20 protein-coding genes are annotated in these 20,303 nt (G+C 56.1%); 10 read left to right on the top strand and 10 right to left on the bottom strand.

Annotation, left to right across the window (positions count from 1 at the left end; genetic code table 11):
- The first annotated feature begins 67 nt into the window (after nucleotides 1-67).
- The 5 genes from damX (at nucleotide 68) to trpS (ending at nucleotide 4,714) form a co-directional block, all read left to right on the top strand.
- Nucleotides 68-1,366: a cell division protein DamX gene (gene damX, locus L350_RS02530; RefSeq protein ID WP_032626787.1), complete on the top strand. Its 1,299-nt coding sequence runs from the start codon at nucleotides 68-70 to the stop codon at nucleotides 1,364-1,366.
- A gap of 67 nt (nucleotides 1,367-1,433) precedes the next feature.
- Nucleotides 1,434-2,246 (top strand): adenine-specific DNA-methyltransferase, encoded by an 813-nt coding sequence (dam, locus tag L350_RS02535; protein ID WP_003861633.1) that lies wholly within the window; start codon nucleotides 1,434-1,436, stop codon nucleotides 2,244-2,246.
- A 39-nt stretch (nucleotides 2,247-2,285) separates the two neighbouring features.
- Complete coding sequence (gene rpe, locus L350_RS02540) at nucleotides 2,286-2,963, top strand: ribulose-phosphate 3-epimerase (RefSeq protein ID WP_003861634.1); 678 nt, start codon at nucleotides 2,286-2,288, stop codon at nucleotides 2,961-2,963.
- Entirely contained in the window at nucleotides 2,956-3,717 is a 762-nt protein-coding gene (gene gph, locus L350_RS02545; protein WP_022649619.1) for a phosphoglycolate phosphatase, read from the top strand. Before rpe ends, gph begins: the two co-directional genes overlap by 8 nt.
- Nucleotides 3,710-4,714, top strand: coding sequence for a tryptophan--tRNA ligase (gene trpS / locus L350_RS02550; RefSeq protein WP_032626783.1), 1,005 nt, complete (start codon nucleotides 3,710-3,712; stop codon nucleotides 4,712-4,714). The genes gph and trpS overlap by 8 nt, the downstream gene beginning before the upstream one ends.
- Before the next feature lie 134 nt (nucleotides 4,715-4,848).
- Here trpS and L350_RS02555 read toward each other — a convergent pair whose 3' ends face one another.
- From L350_RS02555 to tsgA, 5 genes are all read right to left on the bottom strand, one after another.
- Entirely contained in the window at nucleotides 4,849-5,019 is a 171-nt protein-coding gene (locus L350_RS02555; protein ID WP_003861638.1) for a YhfL family protein, read from the bottom strand.
- Nucleotides 5,020-5,165: 146 nt separating this feature from the next.
- Nucleotides 5,166-6,539: a siroheme synthase CysG gene (gene cysG, locus L350_RS02560; RefSeq protein WP_022649618.1), complete on the bottom strand. Its 1,374-nt coding sequence runs from the start codon at nucleotides 6,537-6,539 to the stop codon at nucleotides 5,166-5,168.
- Between the two features lie 134 nt (nucleotides 6,540-6,673).
- Complete coding sequence (gene nirD, locus L350_RS02565; protein ID WP_022649617.1) at nucleotides 6,674-7,000, bottom strand: nitrite reductase small subunit NirD; 327 nt, start codon at nucleotides 6,998-7,000, stop codon at nucleotides 6,674-6,676.
- Nucleotides 6,997-9,540, bottom strand: coding sequence for a nitrite reductase large subunit NirB (gene nirB, locus L350_RS02570; protein WP_022649616.1), 2,544 nt, complete (start codon nucleotides 9,538-9,540; stop codon nucleotides 6,997-6,999). The genes nirD and nirB overlap by 4 nt, the downstream gene beginning before the upstream one ends.
- A 260-nt stretch (nucleotides 9,541-9,800) precedes the next feature.
- Nucleotides 9,801-10,985, bottom strand: coding sequence for an MFS transporter TsgA (gene tsgA, locus L350_RS02575; RefSeq protein WP_022649615.1), 1,185 nt, complete (start codon nucleotides 10,983-10,985; stop codon nucleotides 9,801-9,803).
- A gap of 278 nt (nucleotides 10,986-11,263) precedes the next feature.
- On the opposite strand from tsgA, the gene ppiA reads away from it, so the two are divergent.
- The 4 genes from ppiA (at nucleotide 11,264) to L350_RS02595 (ending at nucleotide 14,427) form a co-directional block, all read left to right on the top strand.
- A complete protein-coding gene (gene ppiA / locus L350_RS02580; protein ID WP_022649614.1) occupies nucleotides 11,264-11,836 on the top strand; it encodes a peptidylprolyl isomerase A in 573 nt (190 codons plus the stop codon).
- A gap of 105 nt (nucleotides 11,837-11,941) precedes the next feature.
- Entirely contained in the window at nucleotides 11,942-12,526 is a 585-nt protein-coding gene (locus tag L350_RS02585) for a putative adenosine monophosphate-protein transferase Fic (protein WP_032626779.1), read from the top strand.
- A gap of 30 nt (nucleotides 12,527-12,556) precedes the next feature.
- Nucleotides 12,557-13,120 carry an aminodeoxychorismate synthase component 2 gene (gene pabA, locus L350_RS02590; protein ID WP_022649612.1) on the top strand — a complete coding sequence of 188 codons (564 nt, stop codon included), beginning with the start codon at nucleotides 12,557-12,559 and terminating at the stop codon, nucleotides 13,118-13,120.
- A gap of 86 nt (nucleotides 13,121-13,206) precedes the next feature.
- Nucleotides 13,207-14,427, top strand: coding sequence for a bifunctional acetylornithine/succinyldiaminopimelate transaminase (locus L350_RS02595; RefSeq protein ID WP_022649611.1), 1,221 nt, complete (start codon nucleotides 13,207-13,209; stop codon nucleotides 14,425-14,427).
- On the opposite strand, the gene L350_RS02600 is transcribed toward L350_RS02595, so the two are convergent.
- Together L350_RS02600 and crp are read right to left on the bottom strand one after the other, a co-directional pair.
- Nucleotides 14,424-16,511: a YccS/YhfK family putative transporter gene (locus L350_RS02600; RefSeq protein WP_023298768.1), complete on the bottom strand. Its 2,088-nt coding sequence runs from the start codon at nucleotides 16,509-16,511 to the stop codon at nucleotides 14,424-14,426. The genes L350_RS02595 and L350_RS02600 overlap by 4 nt on opposite strands.
- 57 nt (nucleotides 16,512-16,568) lie before the next feature.
- Nucleotides 16,569-17,201 (bottom strand): cAMP-activated global transcriptional regulator CRP, encoded by a 633-nt coding sequence (gene crp / locus L350_RS02605; RefSeq protein WP_000242758.1) that lies wholly within the window; start codon nucleotides 17,199-17,201, stop codon nucleotides 16,569-16,571.
- A gap of 310 nt (nucleotides 17,202-17,511) precedes the next feature.
- Between crp and L350_RS02610 the strand changes: the two genes are divergently transcribed.
- On the top strand, nucleotides 17,512-17,916 hold the full coding sequence (locus tag L350_RS02610; protein ID WP_022649609.1) for an OsmC family protein: 405 nt from the start codon (nucleotides 17,512-17,514) through the stop codon (nucleotides 17,914-17,916).
- Between the two features lie 85 nt (nucleotides 17,917-18,001).
- Here the strand turns inward: L350_RS02610 and L350_RS02615 are convergent, their stop codons facing one another.
- From L350_RS02615 to L350_RS02625, 3 genes are read right to left on the bottom strand one after another with little or no spacing between them, the layout of a single operon-like run.
- On the bottom strand, nucleotides 18,002-18,871 hold the full coding sequence (locus L350_RS02615; RefSeq protein WP_003861663.1) for a phosphoribulokinase: 870 nt from the start codon (nucleotides 18,869-18,871) through the stop codon (nucleotides 18,002-18,004).
- A gap of 29 nt (nucleotides 18,872-18,900) precedes the next feature.
- Complete coding sequence (locus L350_RS02620) at nucleotides 18,901-19,119, bottom strand: YheU family protein (RefSeq protein ID WP_022649608.1); 219 nt, start codon at nucleotides 19,117-19,119, stop codon at nucleotides 18,901-18,903.
- Nucleotides 19,116-20,138 (bottom strand): hydrolase, encoded by a 1,023-nt coding sequence (locus tag L350_RS02625; protein ID WP_032626777.1) that lies wholly within the window; start codon nucleotides 20,136-20,138, stop codon nucleotides 19,116-19,118. The genes L350_RS02620 and L350_RS02625 overlap by 4 nt, the downstream gene beginning before the upstream one ends.
- Between the last annotated feature and the right edge of the window lie 165 nt (nucleotides 20,139-20,303).

The following is a 20,303-nucleotide window of genomic DNA, read 5'->3' as shown; positions in this document are numbered from 1 at the left end:
ACAGGTGGTCGTTTTAGCTTCAGGTAAATGCAGAGTCGTTGGCAGAAGCCTTTGAGTGGGGTGTTAAATGGATGAATTCAAACCAGAAGACGAGCTGAAACCCGATCCCAGCGATCGTCGTACTGGTCGTTCTCGTCAATCTTCAGAACGTGATAACGAGCCGCAGATCAACTTTGACGATGTCGATCTGGATGCAGACGATCGTCGCCCTTCGCGTAGCCGTAACGCGCGAAATGAGCGTGAAGACGAGGAGTATGAATCCGAAGAAGAGTTAATGGATGAACAGCCTGTTGAACGTCGTCCGCGCAAACGTAAAAAAGCGGTAGCGGCAAAACCGGCCTCCCGTCAGTACATCATGATGGGCCTTGGCGTTCTGGTTCTGGTATTGCTGATTGTCGGCATTGGTTCCGCGCTAAAAGCACCTTCTACCCATTCTACCGAGCAGACAGCGTCTGCCGAGAAGAGCATCAACCTGTCTGGTAACGATGCGAGCAACCAGGCGAATGGCGCTCAGCCAGCGCCGGGCACCACTTCCGCAGAGCAGACCGCAGGTAACACCAGCGCCGGTCAGGATATCTCTCTGCCGCCCGTCTCTGCGACCCCAACTCAGGGCCAGGCGCCTGTTACGCCGGAGGGCCAGCAGCGTGTTGAAGTTCAGGGCGATCTGAATAACGCGCTGACGCAGCCGCAGAATCAGGAGCAGGTTAACGCTGCCGTGGTGAACTCCACGCTGCCTACTGAACCTGCCACCGTTGCGCCAGTTCATGGCAGCAATGCCCAGCAGCAAACGGCGGCAACGGAAACCAAACCGCGCCATACCCAGACTGCGCCGCGTCAGGAGCGTAAGCAGGCTGTGATTGAGCCGAAGCGTGAGACGAAACCGCAGACCGTGGCAAAAGCGCCAGAAACGAAAGCGCCAGCGCAGACAAAACCTGCGGTGAGCCAACCGGTTAAAGCGCCAACGCCTGCGGCAACCGCTGCACCTAAAGCAACGGCGACCACAACCGCGCCTGCTGCAACTGCGGCACCGGCTGCTACGCCAACCGCTAGCGCATCCAGCACCGCGGCAGGTAAAACGACGGGTAACGTGGGTTCTCTGAAATCCGCATCATCCAGCAACTACACGTTGCAGCTGAGCAGTTCGTCTAACTACGACAACCTCAACGCCTGGGCGAAGAAATCGAATCTGAAAAACTATGTGGTTTATCAGACGACCCGTAACGGACAGCCTTGGTACGTTCTGGTAAGCGGAGTTTATGCCTCAAAAGATGAAGCAAAACGTGCCGTTTCCACGCTGCCAGCCGACGTGCAGGCGAAAAACCCGTGGGCGAAGCCGATTCATCAGGTGCAGGCCGATCTGAAGTAATGTTTAAAGCGCAGGATGCTGTCGGAGCTTTCTCCACAGCCGGAGAAGGTGTAATCAGTTAGTCAGCATGAAAAAAAATCGCGCTTTTCTGAAATGGGCAGGGGGGAAATACCCCCTGCTCGACGATATTAAAAAGCACCTGCCGAAAGGCGAGTGTCTTATCGAGCCCTTCGTGGGTGCTGGATCGGTGTTCCTGAATACCGATTTTTCTCGTTATATCCTGGCGGATATCAACAGCGACCTTATCAGCCTCTATAACATCGTCAAACTGCGTACCGATGAGTATGTGGAAGAGGCGCGGAAGCTGTTTACGCCAGAGAACAACAACCCGGACGTCTACTATCAGTTCCGCGCTGAGTTTAATCAGAGCCAGGACCCGTTCCGTCGCGCGCTGTTGTTTCTTTATCTCAACCGCCATGGCTACAACGGTCTGTGCCGGTATAATCTGCGTGGCGAGTTTAACGTGCCGTTTGGCCGCTATAAGCGTCCCTATTTCCCGCAGGACGAGCTGTATCACTTTGCTGAAAAAGCGCAGAATGCCGAGTTCTACTGTCTCTCCTATGAAGAGTGCATGGAGCTGGCGGGTGTAAACTCGGTGGTCTACTGTGACCCGCCTTACGCGCCGCTGTCTGCCACGGCAAATTTCACCGCCTACCACACCAACAGCTTCAGCCCGGCCGAGCAGGCGCGTCTGGCTGAGATGGCGGAAAAGCTGGTCAGCAAAAGAATTCCGGTGTTAATTTCGAATCACGACACGCCTGATACGCGCGAATGGTACAAAGCCGCGAAGCATTTTCAGGTAAAAGTGCGGCGTAGCATTAGCAGCAACGGCGGCACACGTAAAAAGGTGGACGAACTTCTGGCGCTTTATCGACCCTGAGCCTTTGCCCGCCGGTAAACACATTTCAAGGAGATGCGGATGAAACAGTTTTTGATTGCCCCCTCAATTCTGTCGGCCGATTTTGCCCGCCTGGGTGAAGACACTGCCAAAGCTCTCGCGGCTGGCGCAGATGTCGTCCATTTCGACGTTATGGATAACCACTACGTTCCCAACCTGACCATCGGTCCGATGGTGCTTAAAGCGCTGCGTAACTACGGGATCACCGCGCCCATTGACGTGCATCTGATGGTGAAACCGGTTGACCGCATCGTGCCTGATTTCGCCGCGGCGGGTGCCAGCATCATCACTTTCCACCCGGAAGCCTCCGAACACGTTGACCGCACGCTACAGCTGATCAAAGAGAACGGCTGTAAGGCGGGGCTGGTCTTTAACCCGGCGACCCCGCTGAGCTATCTCGACTACGTGATGGACAAGCTGGACGTGATCCTGCTGATGTCCGTCAACCCGGGCTTTGGCGGCCAGTCGTTTATTCCTCAGACGCTCGACAAGCTGCGTGAAGTGCGCCGCCGCATTGATGAGTCTGGCTATGATATTCGCCTGGAAGTGGATGGCGGCGTGAAGGTCAATAACATCGGTGAGATTGCGGCGGCAGGGGCCGATATGTTCGTCGCAGGCTCCGCCATCTTCGATCAACCGGATTACAAAAAAGTCATTGATGAAATGCGCCGTGAACTGGCGAAGGTAAGTCATGGATAAATTGCAGGCTATTCGGGGTGTAGCATTTGACCTCGACGGCACGCTGGTCGACAGCGCGCCAGGATTAACCCGCGCCGTCGATCAGGCGCTGTATGCCCTTGAACTCCCCGTTGCGGGCGAAGAGCGCGTCGTGAGGTGGATTGGTAACGGTGCAGACGTGCTGATGGAGCGCGCGCTGACCTGGGCTCGTCAGGAACGTGCCTCTCAGCGTTCTGCGCAAGGGAAACCGAGTGTTGACCACGCGGATATTCCCCAGGATGAGCAGCAGCGTATTCTACGCAAACTGTTCGACCGTTTCTACGAAGAGACCGTCGAAGAGGGCAGCTTCCTGTTCCCGGATGTCGCTGAAACGCTGAGCGCGCTACATGCGAAAGGCATCCCGCTGGGGCTGGTGACCAACAAGCCAACACCGTTCGTTGCGCCTCTGCTGGAAGCGCTGGATATCGCGAAATACTTCTCCGTAATTGTGGGCGGCGATGACGTGCAGAATAAAAAGCCGCATCCGGAACCGCTATTGCTGGTGGCAGGAAAATTATCCTTAGCGCCTGCGGAGCTGCTCTTTGTCGGGGATTCCCGCAATGATATTCTGGCTGCCAGAGCGGCAGGTTGCCCGTCTGTTGGGTTGACCTACGGCTACAACTACGGTGAAGCCATTACGCTGAGTGAGCCGGACGTTGTGTTCGACCACTTCAAAGATTTGTTGCCCGCACTCGGGCTCTCGCACAGTGAACATCAGGAATTGAATAATGACTAAGCCCATCGTTTTTAGTGGCGCACAGCCTTCAGGTGAACTGACCATTGGTAACTACATGGGTGCGTTACGTCAGTGGGTGAGCATGCAGGATGACTACCACTGCATTTACTGCATCGTGGATTTGCATGCTATCACCGCGCGTCAGGATCCCGAGAAGCTGCGCAAGGCGACGCTCGATACGCTGTCGCTGTACCTGGCGTGCGGTATCGATCCCGAGAAGAGCACCATTTTCGTTCAGTCTCACGTGCCAGAGCACGCGCAGCTGGGCTGGGCGCTGAACTGCTACACCTATTTCGGCGAGCTGAGCCGCATGACCCAGTTCAAGGATAAATCTGCGCGCTACTCTGAAAACATCAACGCCGGTCTGTTTGATTATCCGGTGCTGATGGCGGCAGATATTCTGCTGTACCAGACCAACCAGGTACCAGTGGGCGAAGATCAGAAGCAGCACCTGGAGCTGAGCCGCGATATCGCCCAGCGCTTCAATGCGCTTTACGGCGACGTGTTCAAAGTGCCTGAGCCGTTTATTCCGAAATCCGGCGCGCGCGTGATGTCGCTGCTGGAGCCGACCAAAAAGATGTCCAAGTCTGACGATAACCGCAACAACGTTATCGGCCTGCTGGAAGATCCGAAATCGGTGGTGAAAAAGCTCAAGCGTGCGGTGACCGACTCCGACGAGCCGCCAGTGGTGCGCTACGACGTGCAGAACAAAGCGGGCGTATCCAACCTGCTGGACATTCTCTCCGGTGTGACCGGACAGAGCATCCCTGAGCTGGAAAAACACTTTGAAGGCAAAATGTACGGCCACCTGAAAGGCGAAGTGGCAGACGCCGTTTCCGGCATGCTGACCGAGTTGCAGGAGCGCTATCACCGTTACCGTAACGACGAAGCTTTCCTGCAAAAAGTGATGAAAGAGGGCGCGGAAAAAGCCAGCGCGCGCGCCTCCGAAACCCTGAAAGCGGTGTACGACGCGATTGGGTTTGTGGCGAAACCTTAAGCCGCTTTGCCGGGTGGCGCTTACGCTTACCCGGCCTACGGGACCGTGTAGGTCGGGTAAGGCGGAGCCGCCACCCGACAAAACTGACGAAAAAAAACCGGGAAATCCCCGGTTTTTTTACGCCTGAAAAACGCTTACTGCTGTGCCGCCGGGCCGCAACCGCCAATGATCTTCGAAATGGAGATCGCCGGGTGAAGCAGGTAATCGTAGCTGCAATTATTTTTAGTATTTTGAACGTGACCGGTGCAGGCCGTCAGAGTTGTTAACAGGCCGACCAGAACGGCAGCTTTTGCCAGTTTGAACATACGCATTCCTTGTCAATAAAATCAAAAAATTGGATGTAACACGAGGGAATAAATGGAAAAGTTCCATTACGCGGGCGGTATGTTATCGACTGAGGTAAGAAGGGAGTAGTCCGCTTCAAGACTACTCCCGGGAGAGAGATTGTGCGTTAGTGGCTGGAGAACCAGTTCAGTTTTTCACGCAGTGCTACCACGCGGCCCACCACGATCAGCGCCGGGCTTTCAACCTGCTGCGCCAGCTCGCCCAGCTGCGTCAGTACGCCATCGACCACGCGCTGCGTAATGGCGGTACCGTTTTCTACCAGTGCGACCGGCATATCTGCTTCCATGCCGTGCTCCAGCAGTTTCGCCTGAATCGTGGCTGCCTGATTTAGCCCCATATAAAAGACCAACGTCTGCTTTTCAGCGGCCAGATTATGCCAGTCCAGTTCGCTGCCGGTTTTCAGGTGGCCTGTCACCAGGCGCACGCTCTGGGCATAGTCGCGATGGGTTAACGGAATGCCGGAATAGGCAGAACAGCCGGATGCCGCCGTAATGCCCGGCACCACGGAGAACGGAATGCCCGCGTTGCAGAGAGTTTCCAGCTCCTCGCCGCCGCGACCAAAGATAAACGGATCGCCCCCTTTCAGACGCACCACACGCTTACCTTTTTGCGCTTCCCGCAGCAGGATCTGGTTGATCTCCTCCTGCGGTACGCAGTGATAACCTGCCCGTTTGCCGACGAATACGCGGTCAGCATCGCGGCGCACCAGATTCATGATGTCATCAGAGACCAGACGGTCATATACCACGATGTCCGCCTGCTGGATCTGCTGGAGACCCTTCAGCGTCAGCAAGCCCGCATCGCCGGGACCTGCGCCCACCAGTACCACTTCACCGCGATGATCCAGCGGTTCAGAGAGGAGTTGCTCGGTCGTCTCTTCAACCGCTTTGGCGTCCTGATTGGCCAGCGACTGCGCCAGCCTGTCGTTGACAAAGAACTTCTCCCAGAAGCGACGGCGTTCGCCCACGGTTGCGAAGGTTTGCTTCACGCGGGAACGCAGCTGCCCGGCATAATGCGCAATCTGACCAAGGTGTTGAGGCAGCACGGCTTCCAGTTTTTCCCGCAGCAGACGGGCAAGAACGGGCGAGCGGCCACCGGACGACACCGCAATCATCAGCGGCGAGCGGTCGATAATGGATGGCATGATAAAGCTCGCCTCTTTCGGCGCATCCACCACGTTACAGAAGATGCGGCGCGCTTCGCAGGCGTCGCTGACGCGCTGGTTAACGTCATCGTTATCCGTTGCGGCGATGGTCAGCCAGCAGGTATCCAGCAGGGATTCATCAAATTCGCCCTGCACTTGCGTGAGCATCCCTTCCTGCGCCCAGACGTCAAACTGTGGGGCGAAGGTGAGGGCGTTAACGGTCAGTCTGGCGCCCGCCTCTAACAGCAGGCGCGCCTTGCGTTCAGCCACATCGCCGCCGCCCACGAGCAGGCAGTCGCGGTTGCGTAATTGACAAAAAATCGGCAGGTGATCCACGACGTTACCTCACAGCATTCATGGCGGGGGAAGAATTGACGTCAGGATAACAGCAGGAATCGTACAGAACATACGGTTTTTCCTGCCGTTACCCATAAGGGGTCATAAGCCTTTCCTATTGAAAAGGCGAGGGGTTACGCTTTCAGCTGCACCTCGCCGTCCTTCACGCGGACGTCGTAGTGTTTGACCGAGAAGCTTTCATCTTCCATGCAGCGCCCGTCGGTTAAGCGGAAGCGCTGCTTTTTCAGCGGGCTGGCAACCCACAGTTCGCCCTGGTGCTCCGCAATCAGACCGCGGGAGAGCACGCTGGCCTCGAAAAACGGGTCGATATTGCTGATGGCAAAAACCTGTTCATCGTGGCGAGGGCGGAAAATCGCTACCTGCTCGTTGCCCAGCAGGGCACAGACGCCGGTTGCTGGCAGAATGTCGTTAATGTTGCAGATGTTTACCCACTGGCTCATGCGTTTTCCTCCACCAGCATCACCGGAATACGTTCATACGGGGTCGCTGGACGATGCTGTTCGCGCTCCGGCACCACCTGCACGTTCGGGTCGCGCTGGGTGCTGTTGATAAAGTGTTTGAAGCGCGTCTGCGCCGCTGGCGTGTTCACGGTTTCGGTCCACTCGCAGATAACCGCCTCGCGCAGGCGAGTCATCTCGGATTCCAGCTGTTCATTCAGGCCCAGCTTGTCGTCGATAATGACTGACTTCAGGTAGTCGATGCCGCCTTCGAGATTATCCAGCCAGGACGCGGTACGGGTCAGCTTATCGGCGGTACGAATGTAGAACATCATGAAGCGGTCGAGGTATTTGATCAGCGTATCGCGATCGAGATCGGCAGCCAGCAGATCGGCGTGGCGAGGTTTCATCCCGCCGTTACCGCACACGTACAGGTTCCAGCCTTTCTCGGTGGCGATAATACCCACGTCTTTACCCTGTGCTTCCGCACATTCACGGGTACACCCTGAGACGCCGAACTTCATTTTGTGCGGCGTACGGATGCCTTTGTAGCGGTTTTCCAGCTCGACGCCGAAGCCCACGCTGTCGCCCACGCCGTAGCGGCACCAGGTGCTGCCCACGCAGGTTTTCGCCATGCGCAGCGCCTTGGCGTACGCGTGACCGGTTTCGAAGCCCGCCTCAATCAGCTGACGCCAGATTTCCGGCAGGTCATCTTTCTGCGCACCGAACAGGCCGATACGCTGGGAACCGGTGATTTTAGTGTACAGGTTAAACTCACGGGCGATACGGCCCACGGCGACCAGCCCTTCAGGGGTAATTTCCCCCCCGGCAGAACGCGGGATCACCGAGTAAGTCCCGTCTTTCTGAATATTGGCCAGGAAGTTATCGTTGGTGTCCTGAAGCGGAGTGTGTTCTGGTTTGAGCACATATTCGTTCCAGCAGGACGCCAGCAGGGAACCGACGGTAGGCTTACATACTTCACAGCCGTAGCCCTGGCCGTGTTTCTCCAGCAGTTCGTCGAAGGATTTAATGCCCTCCACGCGGATCAGGTGATACAGCTCCTGGCGAGAGTAAGCGAAGTGCTCGCACAGGTTGTTGTTCACTTCAATGCCCTGTTTTGCCAGCTCGGCGTTCAGCACCTGGGTGACCAGCGGGATACAGCCGCCGCAGCCGGTCCCGGCTTTGGTTTCCGCCTTCAGCGCCGCAACGGTGTGGCAGCCTTTGTTAATGGCGGAGATCAGCATGCCTTTGGTGACGTCGAAGCAGGAGCAGATTTGCGCGCTGTCCGGCAGTTTATCCACGCCAATGGACGGCTTACCGCTGGAGGCGTGCGCCGGGAGGATCAGCGCGTCCGGGTTTTCCGGCAGCTCAATGGCGTTCAGCACCAGCTGGAGCAGGTTGCCGAAGTCGCTGGTGTCGCCCACCAGCACCGCCCCGAGCAGGGTTTTGTTATCCTGGCTGACGATAAGACGTTTGTAGACTTCTTTGCTTTCGTCCAGATAAACATAGCTGCGGGAGTTCGGGGTGCGACCATGCGCATCGCCAATACCGCCCACGTCCACGCCCAGCAGCTTCAGCTTGGCGCTCATGTCTGCGCCGGTGAAGGCATTTTCGCTGCCGAGGATATGGTCAACGGCGACCTGCGCCATTTTGTACCCAGGTGCAACCAGACCGTATACGCGGTTATTCCAGCTGGCGCATTCGCCGATGGCGTAGATGTCCGGATCGGAGGTCTGGCAGGTGTCGTTGATCATGATCCCGCCGCGCTGCGCAACGGCCAGACCGCACTGGGTGGCCAGCTTGTCGCGCGGGCGAATGCCGGTGGAGAAGACGATGAAATCCACTTCCAGCTCGCTGCCGTCGGCAAAGCGCATGGTTTTACGCGCTTCAGTGCCTTCCTGCACGATCTCTTTAGTGTTCTTGCTGGTGTGAACCTTCACGCCCATGCTTTCGATTTTACGGCGTAGCTGGTCGCCACCCATATGGTCCAGCTGTTCCGCCATCAGCATCGGGGCAAATTCGATGACGTGGGTTTCAACGCCGAGGTTTTTCAGTGCGCCTGCGGCTTCCAGACCCAGCAGACCACCGCCGACAACCGCGCCGCGTTTGCTTCGACGTGCGCAGGATTCAATGGCGTTGAGGTCTTCAATGGTACGGTAAACGAAGCAATCCTGGGTTTCCGAACCTTTAATCGGCGGGATCCACGGATACGAGCCTGTCGCCATGATCAGCTTATCGTAAAAAACCGTACGTCCGGCGCTGGAGTGGATCACTTTCTCCTGACGGTTGATGGTGATAGCGCGTTCGCCCACCAGCACTTTTACGCCATGCTTCTCGTAGAAACCTTCGCGCACCAGAGAGAGTTCTTCGGCGGTATGGTGAGAGAAGTAGGAAGACAAGTGCACACGGTCGTACGCCTTGCGGGGTTCTTCACAGAACACGGTAATATCGAACTGGTTAGCATCGGCTTTATCGAGAAGATCCTCAATAAAGCGGTGGCCGACCATGCCGTTACCGATGATAGCGAGTCTGACTTTGCTCATTTTTGCCTCGATTTCTTTTCTATTACTGCCTACCTTAACGATTCAGCAGGGGCACTTATTGATGCAAATCAAATACGCCTTCACCTACCCCTTAGGGGGTATATCTATGATTTGTCAGGATTTTTATAAGTGACGGATATTGTTTGATTTTTGTGCTTGCTTGTTTTTCGCACAATTTTGGTGGGGTTTTTTACCCATCGGCGGGCGGGGCGGGTGAGCAGGGGAAAACCCCTTTGCAGTACGCAAAGGGGTTACGGCGATTAGTGGGTAGCTGTTGCCGGGTTGTGTTGACGGTGACGGGTCACAAAGCCCAGCACGAAGCACATGATGAACACCACGGCGTACAGACCGTTAGCGGTATGCAGCGCCGCCAGCGGGCCGCTGTGCGCCACAATTGGGCCCGTGACCACGAAGGTCAGCATGGTGCCGATGGTGCCGCAGGTCAGCACGAAGTTCACCAGCTTCGGTGAGGCCACTTTGGTCTGAAGAGAGCCAAGGGTGATGATCGAGGTATAAATCGCGCTGGAGAAGAAGCCCAGGGTCAGGATGAACCACGGCATATGCTCCGGGGAACCGTTGATGAACAGATACATCAGCACGGTTGCCAGACCCGCCAGAACGGTCAGGATCCGTTGCAGGTCGAAGAAGCGCAGGATAAAGCTAAACGCCCACATGCCGAACATGTAAGACATCCAGAAATCGCTCACCAGCTTGCCCGCGTCGTTCAGGCTCATGCCCAGACCTTTCGCGTATTCCGGAACCCAGGAGATAAAGCCCAGCTGGCCCAGGATGTAACACAGCGCGGCGATGGAAAGGAACAGTACGCCGATACCCCATTTTTCTTTCGCAACTGGCTCAGACGTGGTCTGCGCTTTTTTGCCCAGCACCGGGAACTCGCAGCCGAAGGTGAGAATAAAGATCGCGACATAGACCAGACCAATGCAGGCGTACACCCAGTACCACTCAATGCTGCGCGCCAGAAGATACGCGGCGACCATCGGGAAAATCATCCCGGCCATGCTGAAGAAGGAGTCGGTAAACAGCAGACGCGCGCCGCGCTGGCGGCCTTCATACATATGGGTGATCAGGAACGTACCGATCGACATGGTGATCCCGCTCACCAGGCCCAGCACGAACATGGCGGCAGAGAAGAGGGCGATGCTGTGGCTCAGCACCAGGCCCGCCACGGCGGCAACCATCAGCACGAAGCCGAAGCGCAGCTGGGTTTTCAGCGGCACGATTTCCATCAGCCAGGCATTAAGGAAAATAGAGATCAGGATCCCCGCGTTCAGGAAAGTGAAGGTATTGCTCATGCTGGAAACGGGCAACTGGAAATAGTCTGCGATATTTCCCATCACCATCCCGGTGACGATCACCAACGCGCCGGTCAGGGCGTAGGAGAAGAAGCTGATCCATGTGAGCTTGATGCGATTGCTGTTAGTCATGTCTGGCCTGTTAAAAGTAAAGAAAAACGCAATGACTGCGTTTGAGCGGGCAGATTTTAGTCGCGAAAGTGATCTAATTAAATCTTTTCAGAAAATATTGAGCACAATTGCAGGCTTTAACGTGATGGAGATCACATTAAATCGCGGGGTGAACAATCGTTTGCGCGGTAATAATTGTTTCAATTTCGTAAAATTAGGTAAAAGACTGGTCTGGGGTCATACTGCTCTTTAGAATCAAGCCATTCGCTTTTTATACTGCGCTTTGTTAAGGAATTCTCATGCTCAAATCAACACTGGCGGCTGTCGCAGCTGTGTTTGCTCTTTCTGCCGTTTCCCCTGCTGCGCTGGCAGCCAAAGGAGACCCTCACGTCCTGCTGACTACCTCTGCGGGGAATATTGAGCTGGAGCTGGATAGCCAGAAAGCCCCTGTTTCTGTGAAAAACTTCCTCGACTACGTGAACAGTGGTTTTTATAACAACACCACGTTCCACCGCGTGATCCCGGGCTTTATGATTCAGGGCGGCGGTTTCAACGAGCAGATGCAGCAGAAAAAGCCTAACCCGCCAATCAAAAATGAAGCGGATAACGGCCTGCTGAACAAGCGCGGCACCATTTCTATGGCGCGTACGGCGGATAAAGACAGCGCCACCAGCCAGTTCTTCCTCAACGTGGCGGATAACGCCTTCCTGGACCACGGCCAGCGCGACTTTGGCTACGCGGTGTTCGGTAAAGTGGTGAAAGGCATGGACGTGGCGGACAAGATCTCTCAGGTTCAGACTCACGATGTCGGTCCATACCAGAATGTGCCGTCTAAGCCAGTGGTGATTCTCTCCGCGAAAGTGCTGCCGTAATCGTTCCCTCACACGGGCACATCCTGCCCGTGTCTTTCCGCCCTCCCTGCGAAAGCGCGTTTTGCTGCTTATACTTGTGGCAAACGGACTATTCAGGGAGGCGTAGTGAAAAAACTCACCGACAAGCAAAAATCCCGACTCTGGGAGCAACAGCGTAGCGTCAATCTTCAGGCCAGTTGCCTCCTTGAAAAAGGCAAGGGTCCCGCTGAACCCGATATCGAGACGCTGGCACTGGGGCCTTCTGGACCGGGTTTACCCCATCTGTGCCTTATTCACCGCCATTTATTCCGCAACGAGATGAAAGGTGCTGGCGAGCTGCGCACCGCCGATATCTCCAAGGGCGACATTCCATTTTGCCATTTCGAGTACATCGAGAAGGTGGGTAATGAGCTGATGGCTTCGCTGGAAAGCGATAAATATCTGGTGGGCCTTCAGAAAGAAGAGTTTACAGACAGAATCAGTCATTACTACTGTGAAATCAACATGCTACATCCGTTTATGAGCGGTAATGGCGTGGCTCAGCGGATCTTCTTTGAACAGCTGGCGATCCATGCGGGCTACGTGCTGAACTGGCAGGGGATCGACCCGGACGACTGGGCATCCGCCAACCAGAGCGGGGCGATGGGTGATCTGACCGCCCTGAATGCTATCTTTGCCAAAGTTGTGAGCGAAGCGCGGGGATCTGAGTAAAATAGGGCGGCCATTTTTTCAGGAGCCGCCATGATTCTGCTGATTGATAACTACGATTCCTTTACCTGGAACCTTTACCAGTATTTTTGTGAGCTGGGGGCAGAGGTGGTTGTCCGCCGTAACGATGAGATCGCGCTGGCTGACATTGACGCGCTGGCGCCCCAGAAAATCGTGATTTCGCCCGGGCCGTGTACGCCGTCGGAGTCCGGCATCTCGCTGGAGGTAATCCGCCACTATGCGGGCAAGCTGCCGATTCTGGGCGTCTGCCTGGGTCACCAGGCCATTGCGCAGGTCTTTGGCGCCAGCATTGTCCGTGCCGCGAAAGTCATGCACGGCAAAACCTCACCGATCACGCACACCGGTACCGGCGTATTCCTGGGGCTAAACAATCCGTTAACCGTGACGCGCTACCATTCTCTGGTGATTGATCCGCCGACCCTGCCCGCAGACTTTGAAGTGACCGCCTGGAGTGAGACCCGGGAAATCATGGGCATTCGCCACCGCGAGTACGATCTGGAAGGGGTGCAGTTCCACCCGGAAAGCATTCTCAGCGAACAGGGGCACGCGCTGCTGGCCAATTTCCTTAATCGCTGAATATCTGTTGCCTTGTTGTGATTTTTTATGCATATTTTGTGATTATATTTTCACAATCACTGTGACATAAAATGGATGGTCATGACATGGCAACTGAACAACCAGCAATTACCCGCGCGACATTCGATGAAGTGATTCTGCCGATTTATGCACCGGCTGAGTTTATCCCGGTGAAAGGGAGAGGCAGCCGCGTCTGGGATCAGCAGGGCAACGAGTATGTTGATTTCGCAGGCGGTATTGCGGTGACGGCGCTGGGCCATTGCCATCCTGCGCTGGTGGACGCGCTGAAAACGCAGGGCGAAACGCTGTGGCACACCAGCAACGTGTTCACTAACGAACCGGCGCTGCGTCTGGGGCGTAAGATCATCGATGCCACCTTCGCCGAACGCGTGCTGTTTATGAACTCTGGCACCGAAGCCAACGAAACCGCCTTTAAGCTTGCGCGCTACTACGCAACCACGCGTCATAGTCCGTACAAAACCAAAATCATCGCCTTCCATAACGCCTTCCACGGTCGCTCGTTCTTTACCGTTTCCGTTGGCGGCCAGCCGAAGTATTCCGACGGCTTTGGTCCGAAACCTGCGGATATCATCCACGTGCCGTTTAACGATCTGCACGCCGTTAAAGCGGTGATAGACGATCACACCTGTGCCGTGGTGGTCGAACCCATTCAGGGGGAAGGCGGCGTCACGGCGGCCACCCCGGAATTTCTGCAAGGTCTGCGTGAGCTGTGCGACGAGCACCAGGCGCTGCTGGTGTTTGATGAAGTGCAGTGTGGGATGGGGCGTACCGGAGACCTGTTCGCTTATATGCACTACGGCGTAACGCCGGATATTCTGACCAGCGCGAAAGCGCTCGGCGGCGGTTTCCCGGTCAGCGCGGTGCTAACCACCCAGGATATTGCTTCCGCATTTCATGTGGGCTCACACGGCTCCACTTACGGCGGTAATCCGCTGGCGTGCGCCGTGGCGGGAGCGGCGTTCGACATCATTAATACGCCGGACGTCCTGAATGGCGTGAATGCGAAACGCGCCCTTTTTGTGAAACATCTTCAGCAGATTGACGAACAGTTTGATGTCTTCAGTGAAATCCGCGGGATGGGACTGCTGATCGGCGCCGAGCTGAAGCCTCAGTACAAAGGCCGCGCGCGCGATTTCCTGCACGCCGCCGCGCACGAAGGCGTCATGGTGCTCAACGCCGGGCCGGACGTGATGCGCTTCGCGCCGTCGCTGGTGGTGGAAGACAAAGACATCGAAGACGGGTTAACCCGTTTTGCCGCGGCGGTCGCGAAGATCGTCAGAGGCTAATACGCGGTTCGTTTTAACCGGCGCGTTAACCAAATCCCGTGATGCGGACGCTGACGCCATGCCACCGACGAAATGGTGTGCATGGTGTTGAGATGCCCGAGAACGCGCTGTAAATGCTGCTCCAGGGTGCTCATCGGCCCGTGGGTCAGCGTCTCCGGCGCTTCCAGAATGTTCGAATCCCCTGACTCGCCCGGCGCGTCGTACTCCAGACGCTGCTGACAGCGCTGGAGGGCAATTTCACACGACTGCAAATAGCGCTGCGCAAGATCCGGCGTCAGCATGGTGTGCTCGCGCGCCAGCGTGGTCATGGCATTGATGTGTTCGACGATAAACTGGCTGTGCGTGACCCACAGCTTCATGTCTGCCAGATAGTGCGAGTTGAAGCCCGGCTCCTGCATGGCCTGGTTAAGGGAGTTGAACAGGGCATTATGCGCCTGGTTGACCTTCATGCGCTCGTAGGCCAGCGGAGACGGCTGCGGATCGTCGCTCAGGATCAGGCGAATGGCCTGCTGATCCGCCTCCAGCGCGTCGTGGGCGTTTTGCCTCAGTAATCCACTTTGCCACTGCGGCCACAGCCAGACCATGCCGCCAAAGGCGATCAGGCAGCCAATCAGGGTATCGACCAGGCGGGCAATAATTAACTGATCGGCGTTGAGCGTAAGCAACTGCAGGGTGTACACCGCCGTTACCGTAAAGCCCACCGTCGCCCAGCCGTAGTTTTTACGGATGATCAGATAACTCACCATCGTAATCGCCAGCATGCCGACCAGCGTATACCCTTCCGGCACGTGGAAGTGCAACGTTACGCCCGCGATAATCAGCCCCGCCATCGTGCCGCCCGCCCGATGCAGAATGCGCACCCGCGTGGCGCCATAGCCGTTCTGGGTGACAAACAGCACGGTCATTAAGATCCAGTAGGGTTTCGGCAGGTGCAGGGCCATTCCCATCAGGCTGGCGATGCTGAGCATGACGCTAATTCTTGCGGCGTTGCGCAGGGCGGAAGACTTCAGCGACAGGTAGCTTTTGAGCGCAGGCAGCAACGGCAGTCGTTTTTGCTTATCGGCCATCAGGTCCCGGGTATAAAGCGGGCGCTGGGTGCGCAACACCCGGGCGATGCGGCTGAAATGCCAGGCGGCAAACTGCCCGACCGGGTTATCCGCGTGCTGACGCGCAATCTTTTCCAGCGCGCCGAGCTGTTTGTCCATGTTAAAGCGCGTCGGATAGCGGTGATAGAGGATATCCTCAGCCAGCACCCGCAGGCGCGCCGCGACGGTCTGCGCGTTCCAGCGGATCACCGCTTCCGCATGGCTGCGCTCCACCAGCTTTTGCACCTCTTCCGGATTATGAAGGCTGACGGAAATATGCTCCTGCAAATCCAGCCCGACCTGAAAGGTACGCAGCAGCCGCTTATATTCATGATTTTTGTTGGCGGCAAGCATGTGCAACTGCTGATAGCACTGGCTGATCAGATCCACCACTTTTTGCTGGCGTGCCAGCAGCGGCGGCAGGGATTTTTCCGGGTCGGTATGTTGCGTGAGCAGGGTGTATTTTGCTTCACAGTATTCAGCAAGCTGCACGTAGAGCAGGCTCAGGGATTCGCGAAGCGGCTGTTCCCGCCACAACCAGAACCAGAACCAGTTAAACAGCCCGTACCACAGCGTGCCGAGGGCGTAGATCAGCAATGGCTCCCACACCGGCATATTGCCCGCAAGGCTTAAGGTGAAGATGGCGGCAATCAGCGACGCAGGAAGCAGGCGGGCGTGCAGCGAGCTGATTTCAGCGGTTACGCCAAGCGTCATCGCCAGCACGGTCAGGATCAGCGGCAGAGGAATGTCGCGGGCCAGTAAGAGTTGCACGGCAAGGCTACAGCCGGCAAACAGGCAGCCGCCAATAATCAGGCGTTTGAAAAAGCGTTTATGCGGGGTGTCCAGACCGGCAATGTTGCAGCAGGCGGGCACGAGGGAAAACAGCAGGCCTTGCTGAAGATGTCCGAGGATCAGGCCCACGGCCACGGGAAGACACAACACCAGCGTTTGTCGCAGTGCGTAGTTAACTTCCGGGTGATAGATCAGCCTGCGCCACATAAGGAGTAGAGACAAAAACGGCGTGCCACCCTGCGGCGGCACGCCGTCTGACCGGAATTAACGGGTCCCGTAAACCACGATGGTTTTACCGTGGGCGGAGATCAGGTTTTGATCTTCCAGCATCTTCAGGATACGGCCCACTGTTTCACGGGAGCAGCCGACGATCTGACCGATTTCCTGGCGGGTAATTTTAATTTGCATACCGTCAGGGTGGGTCATGGCGTCTGGCTGTTTCGCCAGGTTCAACAGAGTCTGCGCGATACGACCGGTCACGTCCAGGAAGGCGAGGTTACCCACCTTCTCAGAGGTCACTTGCAGACGGCGTGCCATCTGGGAAGAAAGACGCATCAGGATGTCAGGGTTGACCTGAATCAGCTGACGGAATTTCTTGTAAGAAATTTCAGCCACTTCACATGCTGTTTTTGCACGAACCCAGGCGCTACGTTCCTGGCCTTCTTCAAACAGGCCCAGTTCACCGATAAAATCGCCCTGGTTCAGATAAGAAAGGATCATCTCTTTCCCTTCTTCATCTTTGATCAGCACGGCCACCGAGCCTTTAACGATGTAATACAACGTTTCCGCTTTTTCACCCTGGTGAATCAGCGTGCTCTTTGATGGGTACTTATGAATGTGGCAATGAGACAAGAACCATTCGAGAGTCGGGTCTGTTTGCGGTTTGCCAAGCACCATGCGCTGTTATCCTCTGTTATAAGCTGTCACCAGAGTCATAAGATGCATCCGGACTCTGGGGTTGCAATCGAATTCTTACCCATACCTGGGAAGTCGGCTGTCGTAACGTTTCGCAGCCAGTAAAGTTTGATGTCCTCTGCATACATGTGTAACGTCAATGTATTACTGTAGCATCCAGAGTGTTTTAGCATAGCTTTCGCCGCGTGTCTCCTGGTGTCTCGCTTCAGCATGACGCAGGTCGCCTTCCGTTGCGAGAAATGTAACGTACACGTAATCTGTCATAAAAAATGCAACGTTGGAGTGAGTGAATATGCAAGCGCGTGTGAAATGGGTTGAAGGGTTAACGTTCCTGGGCGAGTCTGCTTCCGGGCACCAGGTTTTGATGGATGGCAACTCCGGCGATAAAGCTCCCAGCCCGATGGAAATGGTGCTGATGGCGGCAGGTGGATGCAGCGCGATCGACGTAGTGTCGATCCTGCAAAAAGGCCGTCATGACGTGACCGATTGTGAAGTGAAGCTGACGTCAGAACGTCGCGAAGAGGCGCCACGTCTGTTCACGCATATTAATCTGCACTTTATCGTCACCGGCAAAGAACTGAAGGATGCGGCGGTCTCGCGTGCGGTTGACCTGTCTGCGGAGAAATATTGCTCTGTGGCGCTAATGCTGGAGAAAGCGGTAAACATCACCCATTCGTATGAAGTGATCGAGGCTTAATTTTTGGCGGGTGGCGCTTCGCTTACCCGCCCTACAAAAGCACGCCCGTAGGCCCGGTAAGCGCAGCGCCACCGGGCAAAACAACTCACGCGATTTGCTTTCCTTCCATCAGCCGCTGCACCAGCGGCGTCATGATCAGCTCCATCGCCAGCCCCATTTTTCCGCCCGGTACCACTAACGTATTCATGTGCGAAATAAACGAACCTTGTAGCATCGCCAGCAGCCAGGGGTAATCAATGCCTTCCAGGTTGCGGAAGTGGATCACCACAAAGCTCTCGTCCAGGGAAGGGATGCTTTTTGCGGCGAACGGGTTGGAGGTGTCCACGGTGGGGACGCGCTGGAAGTTAATGTGGGTTCGGGAGAACTGCGGCGTCAGGAAGTTGATGTAATCTTCCATGGAGCGCACCACCGAATCCATTACCGCCTCTCGCGAATGGCCGCGCTCGCTCATGTCACGCGTCAGCTTCTGGATCCACTCAAGGTTAACAATCGGCACCACCCCCACCAGCAAATCCACATGGCGCGCCACGTCGTGCTGAGGCGTCACCACGCCGCCGTGCAATCCTTCGTAAAACAGCACGTCAGTCGGTTCCGGCAGCGGCTGCCAGGGCGTGAACGTGCCGGGGACCTGGTTCCAGGGCACGGCTTCATCGTAGGTGTGGAGATACTTGCGGGACTGCCCGGTGCCGCTCTGCCCGTATTCACGGAAGGTTTGCTCCAGCAGGCCGAAGTCATTGGCCTCCGGGCCAAAATAGCTGATGTGTTTACCCAGATCGCGCGCCTTGCGGATGGCCATATCCATCTCCGGGCGCGTGTAGCGGTGAAAGCTGTCGCCCTCTACCTCTGCCGCCCGTAAGTTAAGCTGGGCGAAAATCTTGCGGAAGGCGAGGCTGGTGGTAGTGGTTCCCGCCCCACTCGAACCCGTAACGGCAATAACCGGATGTCTGGCAGACATAGCAACTCCCTGACTGGAAAAGTGTAAGATCAGCCATGAAACGCGTTGCGGGGCATGATATTCACCGTCTCATGCAGTTCGGACCATACCAGCACCACGTCGCCGCTTTTAAGCTGGCGCTTCACATCGCTGACCTTTTGTTCAAGCGAACGTTCATGTTCACCATAATCGGTGCCTTCGCGCAAGACAAAGCTTTCAATCAGATTATCGAGCGTGTCGGGAGAGAGATCCTGCCAGGGAATAATCATTTTTTACCGTCCAGATAGGCCGTTAACCAGTCGGGTATACGCGTCTCAAGCCACATTTTTGGCCGACGCAGCGTGCCGCCAACAAAGCCCACGTGCCCGCCGAACTCGGTGAGCTGATACTCCACGTTATCCGGCAGATAGTCAGGGGCGGGGATCGAGTGATGATCCATAAACGGATCGTCTTTGGCGTGGATAATCAGCGTGGGTTTCGTGATTTGATTCAGTAAAGGCATGGCGCTGCACTGACGGTAATAGTCAATCGCATCGGCAAAGCCGTGAATTTTAGAGGTGATCAAATCATCAAACTCGCGCAGGCGCTTCACGCGTTTGAGCTGTTGCAGCGTCACAGGCAGCGTATCCGGATAGGCCTTAAGTTTACGTGCGGCGTTGGCTTTCAGCAGGTTGAGAAGATAACGCTGATAGACCCGCGAAAACCCCTTTTCCATATGATAACTGCACTGCTCCAGCATAAAGGGCGCAGAGACAATCACCGCCGCATCCAGCGGCACCGCGTCGCTCTCCTTCGCCAGCAGGCAGGCCAGCATATTCCCGCCCAGCGAATACCCCACCGCTGCCGTTGGTGCTTCGCCGAAATTGTCTCTTAGCCAGCGCAGGAACCAGGAGCCGTCCTCGGTTTCACCCGAGTGATAAATGCGTTTCTGACGGTTAGGCTCGCCGCTGCATCCGCGAAAATGCATCACCACCCCAAGCCAGCCGCGGGCTTTCGCCGCCTCAATGAGACCGTGTGCGTAAGGGCTGTGCAGGCTGCCTTCCAGGCCGTGAAACACCACCAGACGGGGTTTAAGTCTGGCCCGATCCGGATCTTCGCTCCAGGCGAGATCCAAAAAGTCACCGTCCGGCAGGTCAATGCGCTGCCAGTGGGGGTTGAACTGCACCTTGCGGCGGATCAGGCGCGGCAGCATGGTTTGCAGGTGAGGGTTAGCCACACCGCGCATGGGCACGAACTCTGCGCTCTCTTCGGCTGCAATGTCGAAGTCTGAGGGAATGATTTGGGTCATAAGGGCGATGCTGATTCTTGTCAGAAATTAACTATACCTTCCGAATTGTACCCCGTTTAGCCCGTTTTTCCGAAACATGAACTGATCCCGATCACATTTCTTTACCTTGATTATTACTCTCAGGCTAATGATTACGTCCTACGCTTAATTGATGCCTTTCTCACC

Source organism: Enterobacter sp. MGH 4 (assembly GCF_000534735.1).
GTDB lineage: Bacteria > Pseudomonadota > Gammaproteobacteria > Enterobacterales > Enterobacteriaceae > Enterobacter > Enterobacter intestinihominis.
This window is presented reverse-complemented; position numbering and strand designations above follow the sequence as displayed.

What these genes read in the sequence shown, in the direction of transcription:
- crp (WP_000242758.1), bottom strand. Translation starts at nt 17,201, where the DNA reads ATGGTGCTTGGCAAACCGCAAACAGACCCGACTCTCGAATGGTTCTTG.
- dam (WP_003861633.1), top strand. Translation starts at nt 1,434, where the DNA reads ATGAAAAAAAATCGCGCTTTTCTGAAATGGGCAGGGGGGAAATACCCC.
- gph (WP_022649619.1), top strand. Translation starts at nt 2,956, where the DNA reads ATGGATAAATTGCAGGCTATTCGGGGTGTAGCATTTGACCTCGACGGC.
- L350_RS02620 (WP_022649608.1), bottom strand. Translation starts at nt 19,119, where the DNA reads ATGATTATTCCCTGGCAGGATCTCTCTCCCGACACGCTCGATAATCTG.
- L350_RS02555 (WP_003861638.1), bottom strand. Translation starts at nt 5,019, where the DNA reads ATGTTCAAACTGGCAAAAGCTGCCGTTCTGGTCGGCCTGTTAACAACT.
- nirB (WP_022649616.1), bottom strand. Translation starts at nt 9,540, where the DNA reads ATGAGCAAAGTCAGACTCGCTATCATCGGTAACGGCATGGTCGGCCAC.
- trpS (WP_032626783.1), top strand. Translation starts at nt 3,710, where the DNA reads ATGACTAAGCCCATCGTTTTTAGTGGCGCACAGCCTTCAGGTGAACTG.
- rpe (WP_003861634.1), top strand. Translation starts at nt 2,286, where the DNA reads ATGAAACAGTTTTTGATTGCCCCCTCAATTCTGTCGGCCGATTTTGCC.
- L350_RS02610 (WP_022649609.1), top strand. Translation starts at nt 17,512, where the DNA reads ATGCAAGCGCGTGTGAAATGGGTTGAAGGGTTAACGTTCCTGGGCGAG.
- L350_RS02615 (WP_003861663.1), bottom strand. Translation starts at nt 18,871, where the DNA reads ATGTCTGCCAGACATCCGGTTATTGCCGTTACGGGTTCGAGTGGGGCG.
- ppiA (WP_022649614.1), top strand. Translation starts at nt 11,264, where the DNA reads ATGCTCAAATCAACACTGGCGGCTGTCGCAGCTGTGTTTGCTCTTTCT.
- L350_RS02600 (WP_023298768.1), bottom strand. Translation starts at nt 16,511, where the DNA reads ATGTGGCGCAGGCTGATCTATCACCCGGAAGTTAACTACGCACTGCGA.
- damX (WP_032626787.1), top strand. Translation starts at nt 68, where the DNA reads ATGGATGAATTCAAACCAGAAGACGAGCTGAAACCCGATCCCAGCGAT.
- tsgA (WP_022649615.1), bottom strand. Translation starts at nt 10,985, where the DNA reads ATGACTAACAGCAATCGCATCAAGCTCACATGGATCAGCTTCTTCTCC.
- pabA (WP_022649612.1), top strand. Translation starts at nt 12,557, where the DNA reads ATGATTCTGCTGATTGATAACTACGATTCCTTTACCTGGAACCTTTAC.
- nirD (WP_022649617.1), bottom strand. Translation starts at nt 7,000, where the DNA reads ATGAGCCAGTGGGTAAACATCTGCAACATTAACGACATTCTGCCAGCA.
- L350_RS02625 (WP_032626777.1), bottom strand. Translation starts at nt 20,138, where the DNA reads ATGACCCAAATCATTCCCTCAGACTTCGACATTGCAGCCGAAGAGAGC.
- L350_RS02595 (WP_022649611.1), top strand. Translation starts at nt 13,207, where the DNA reads ATGGCAACTGAACAACCAGCAATTACCCGCGCGACATTCGATGAAGTG.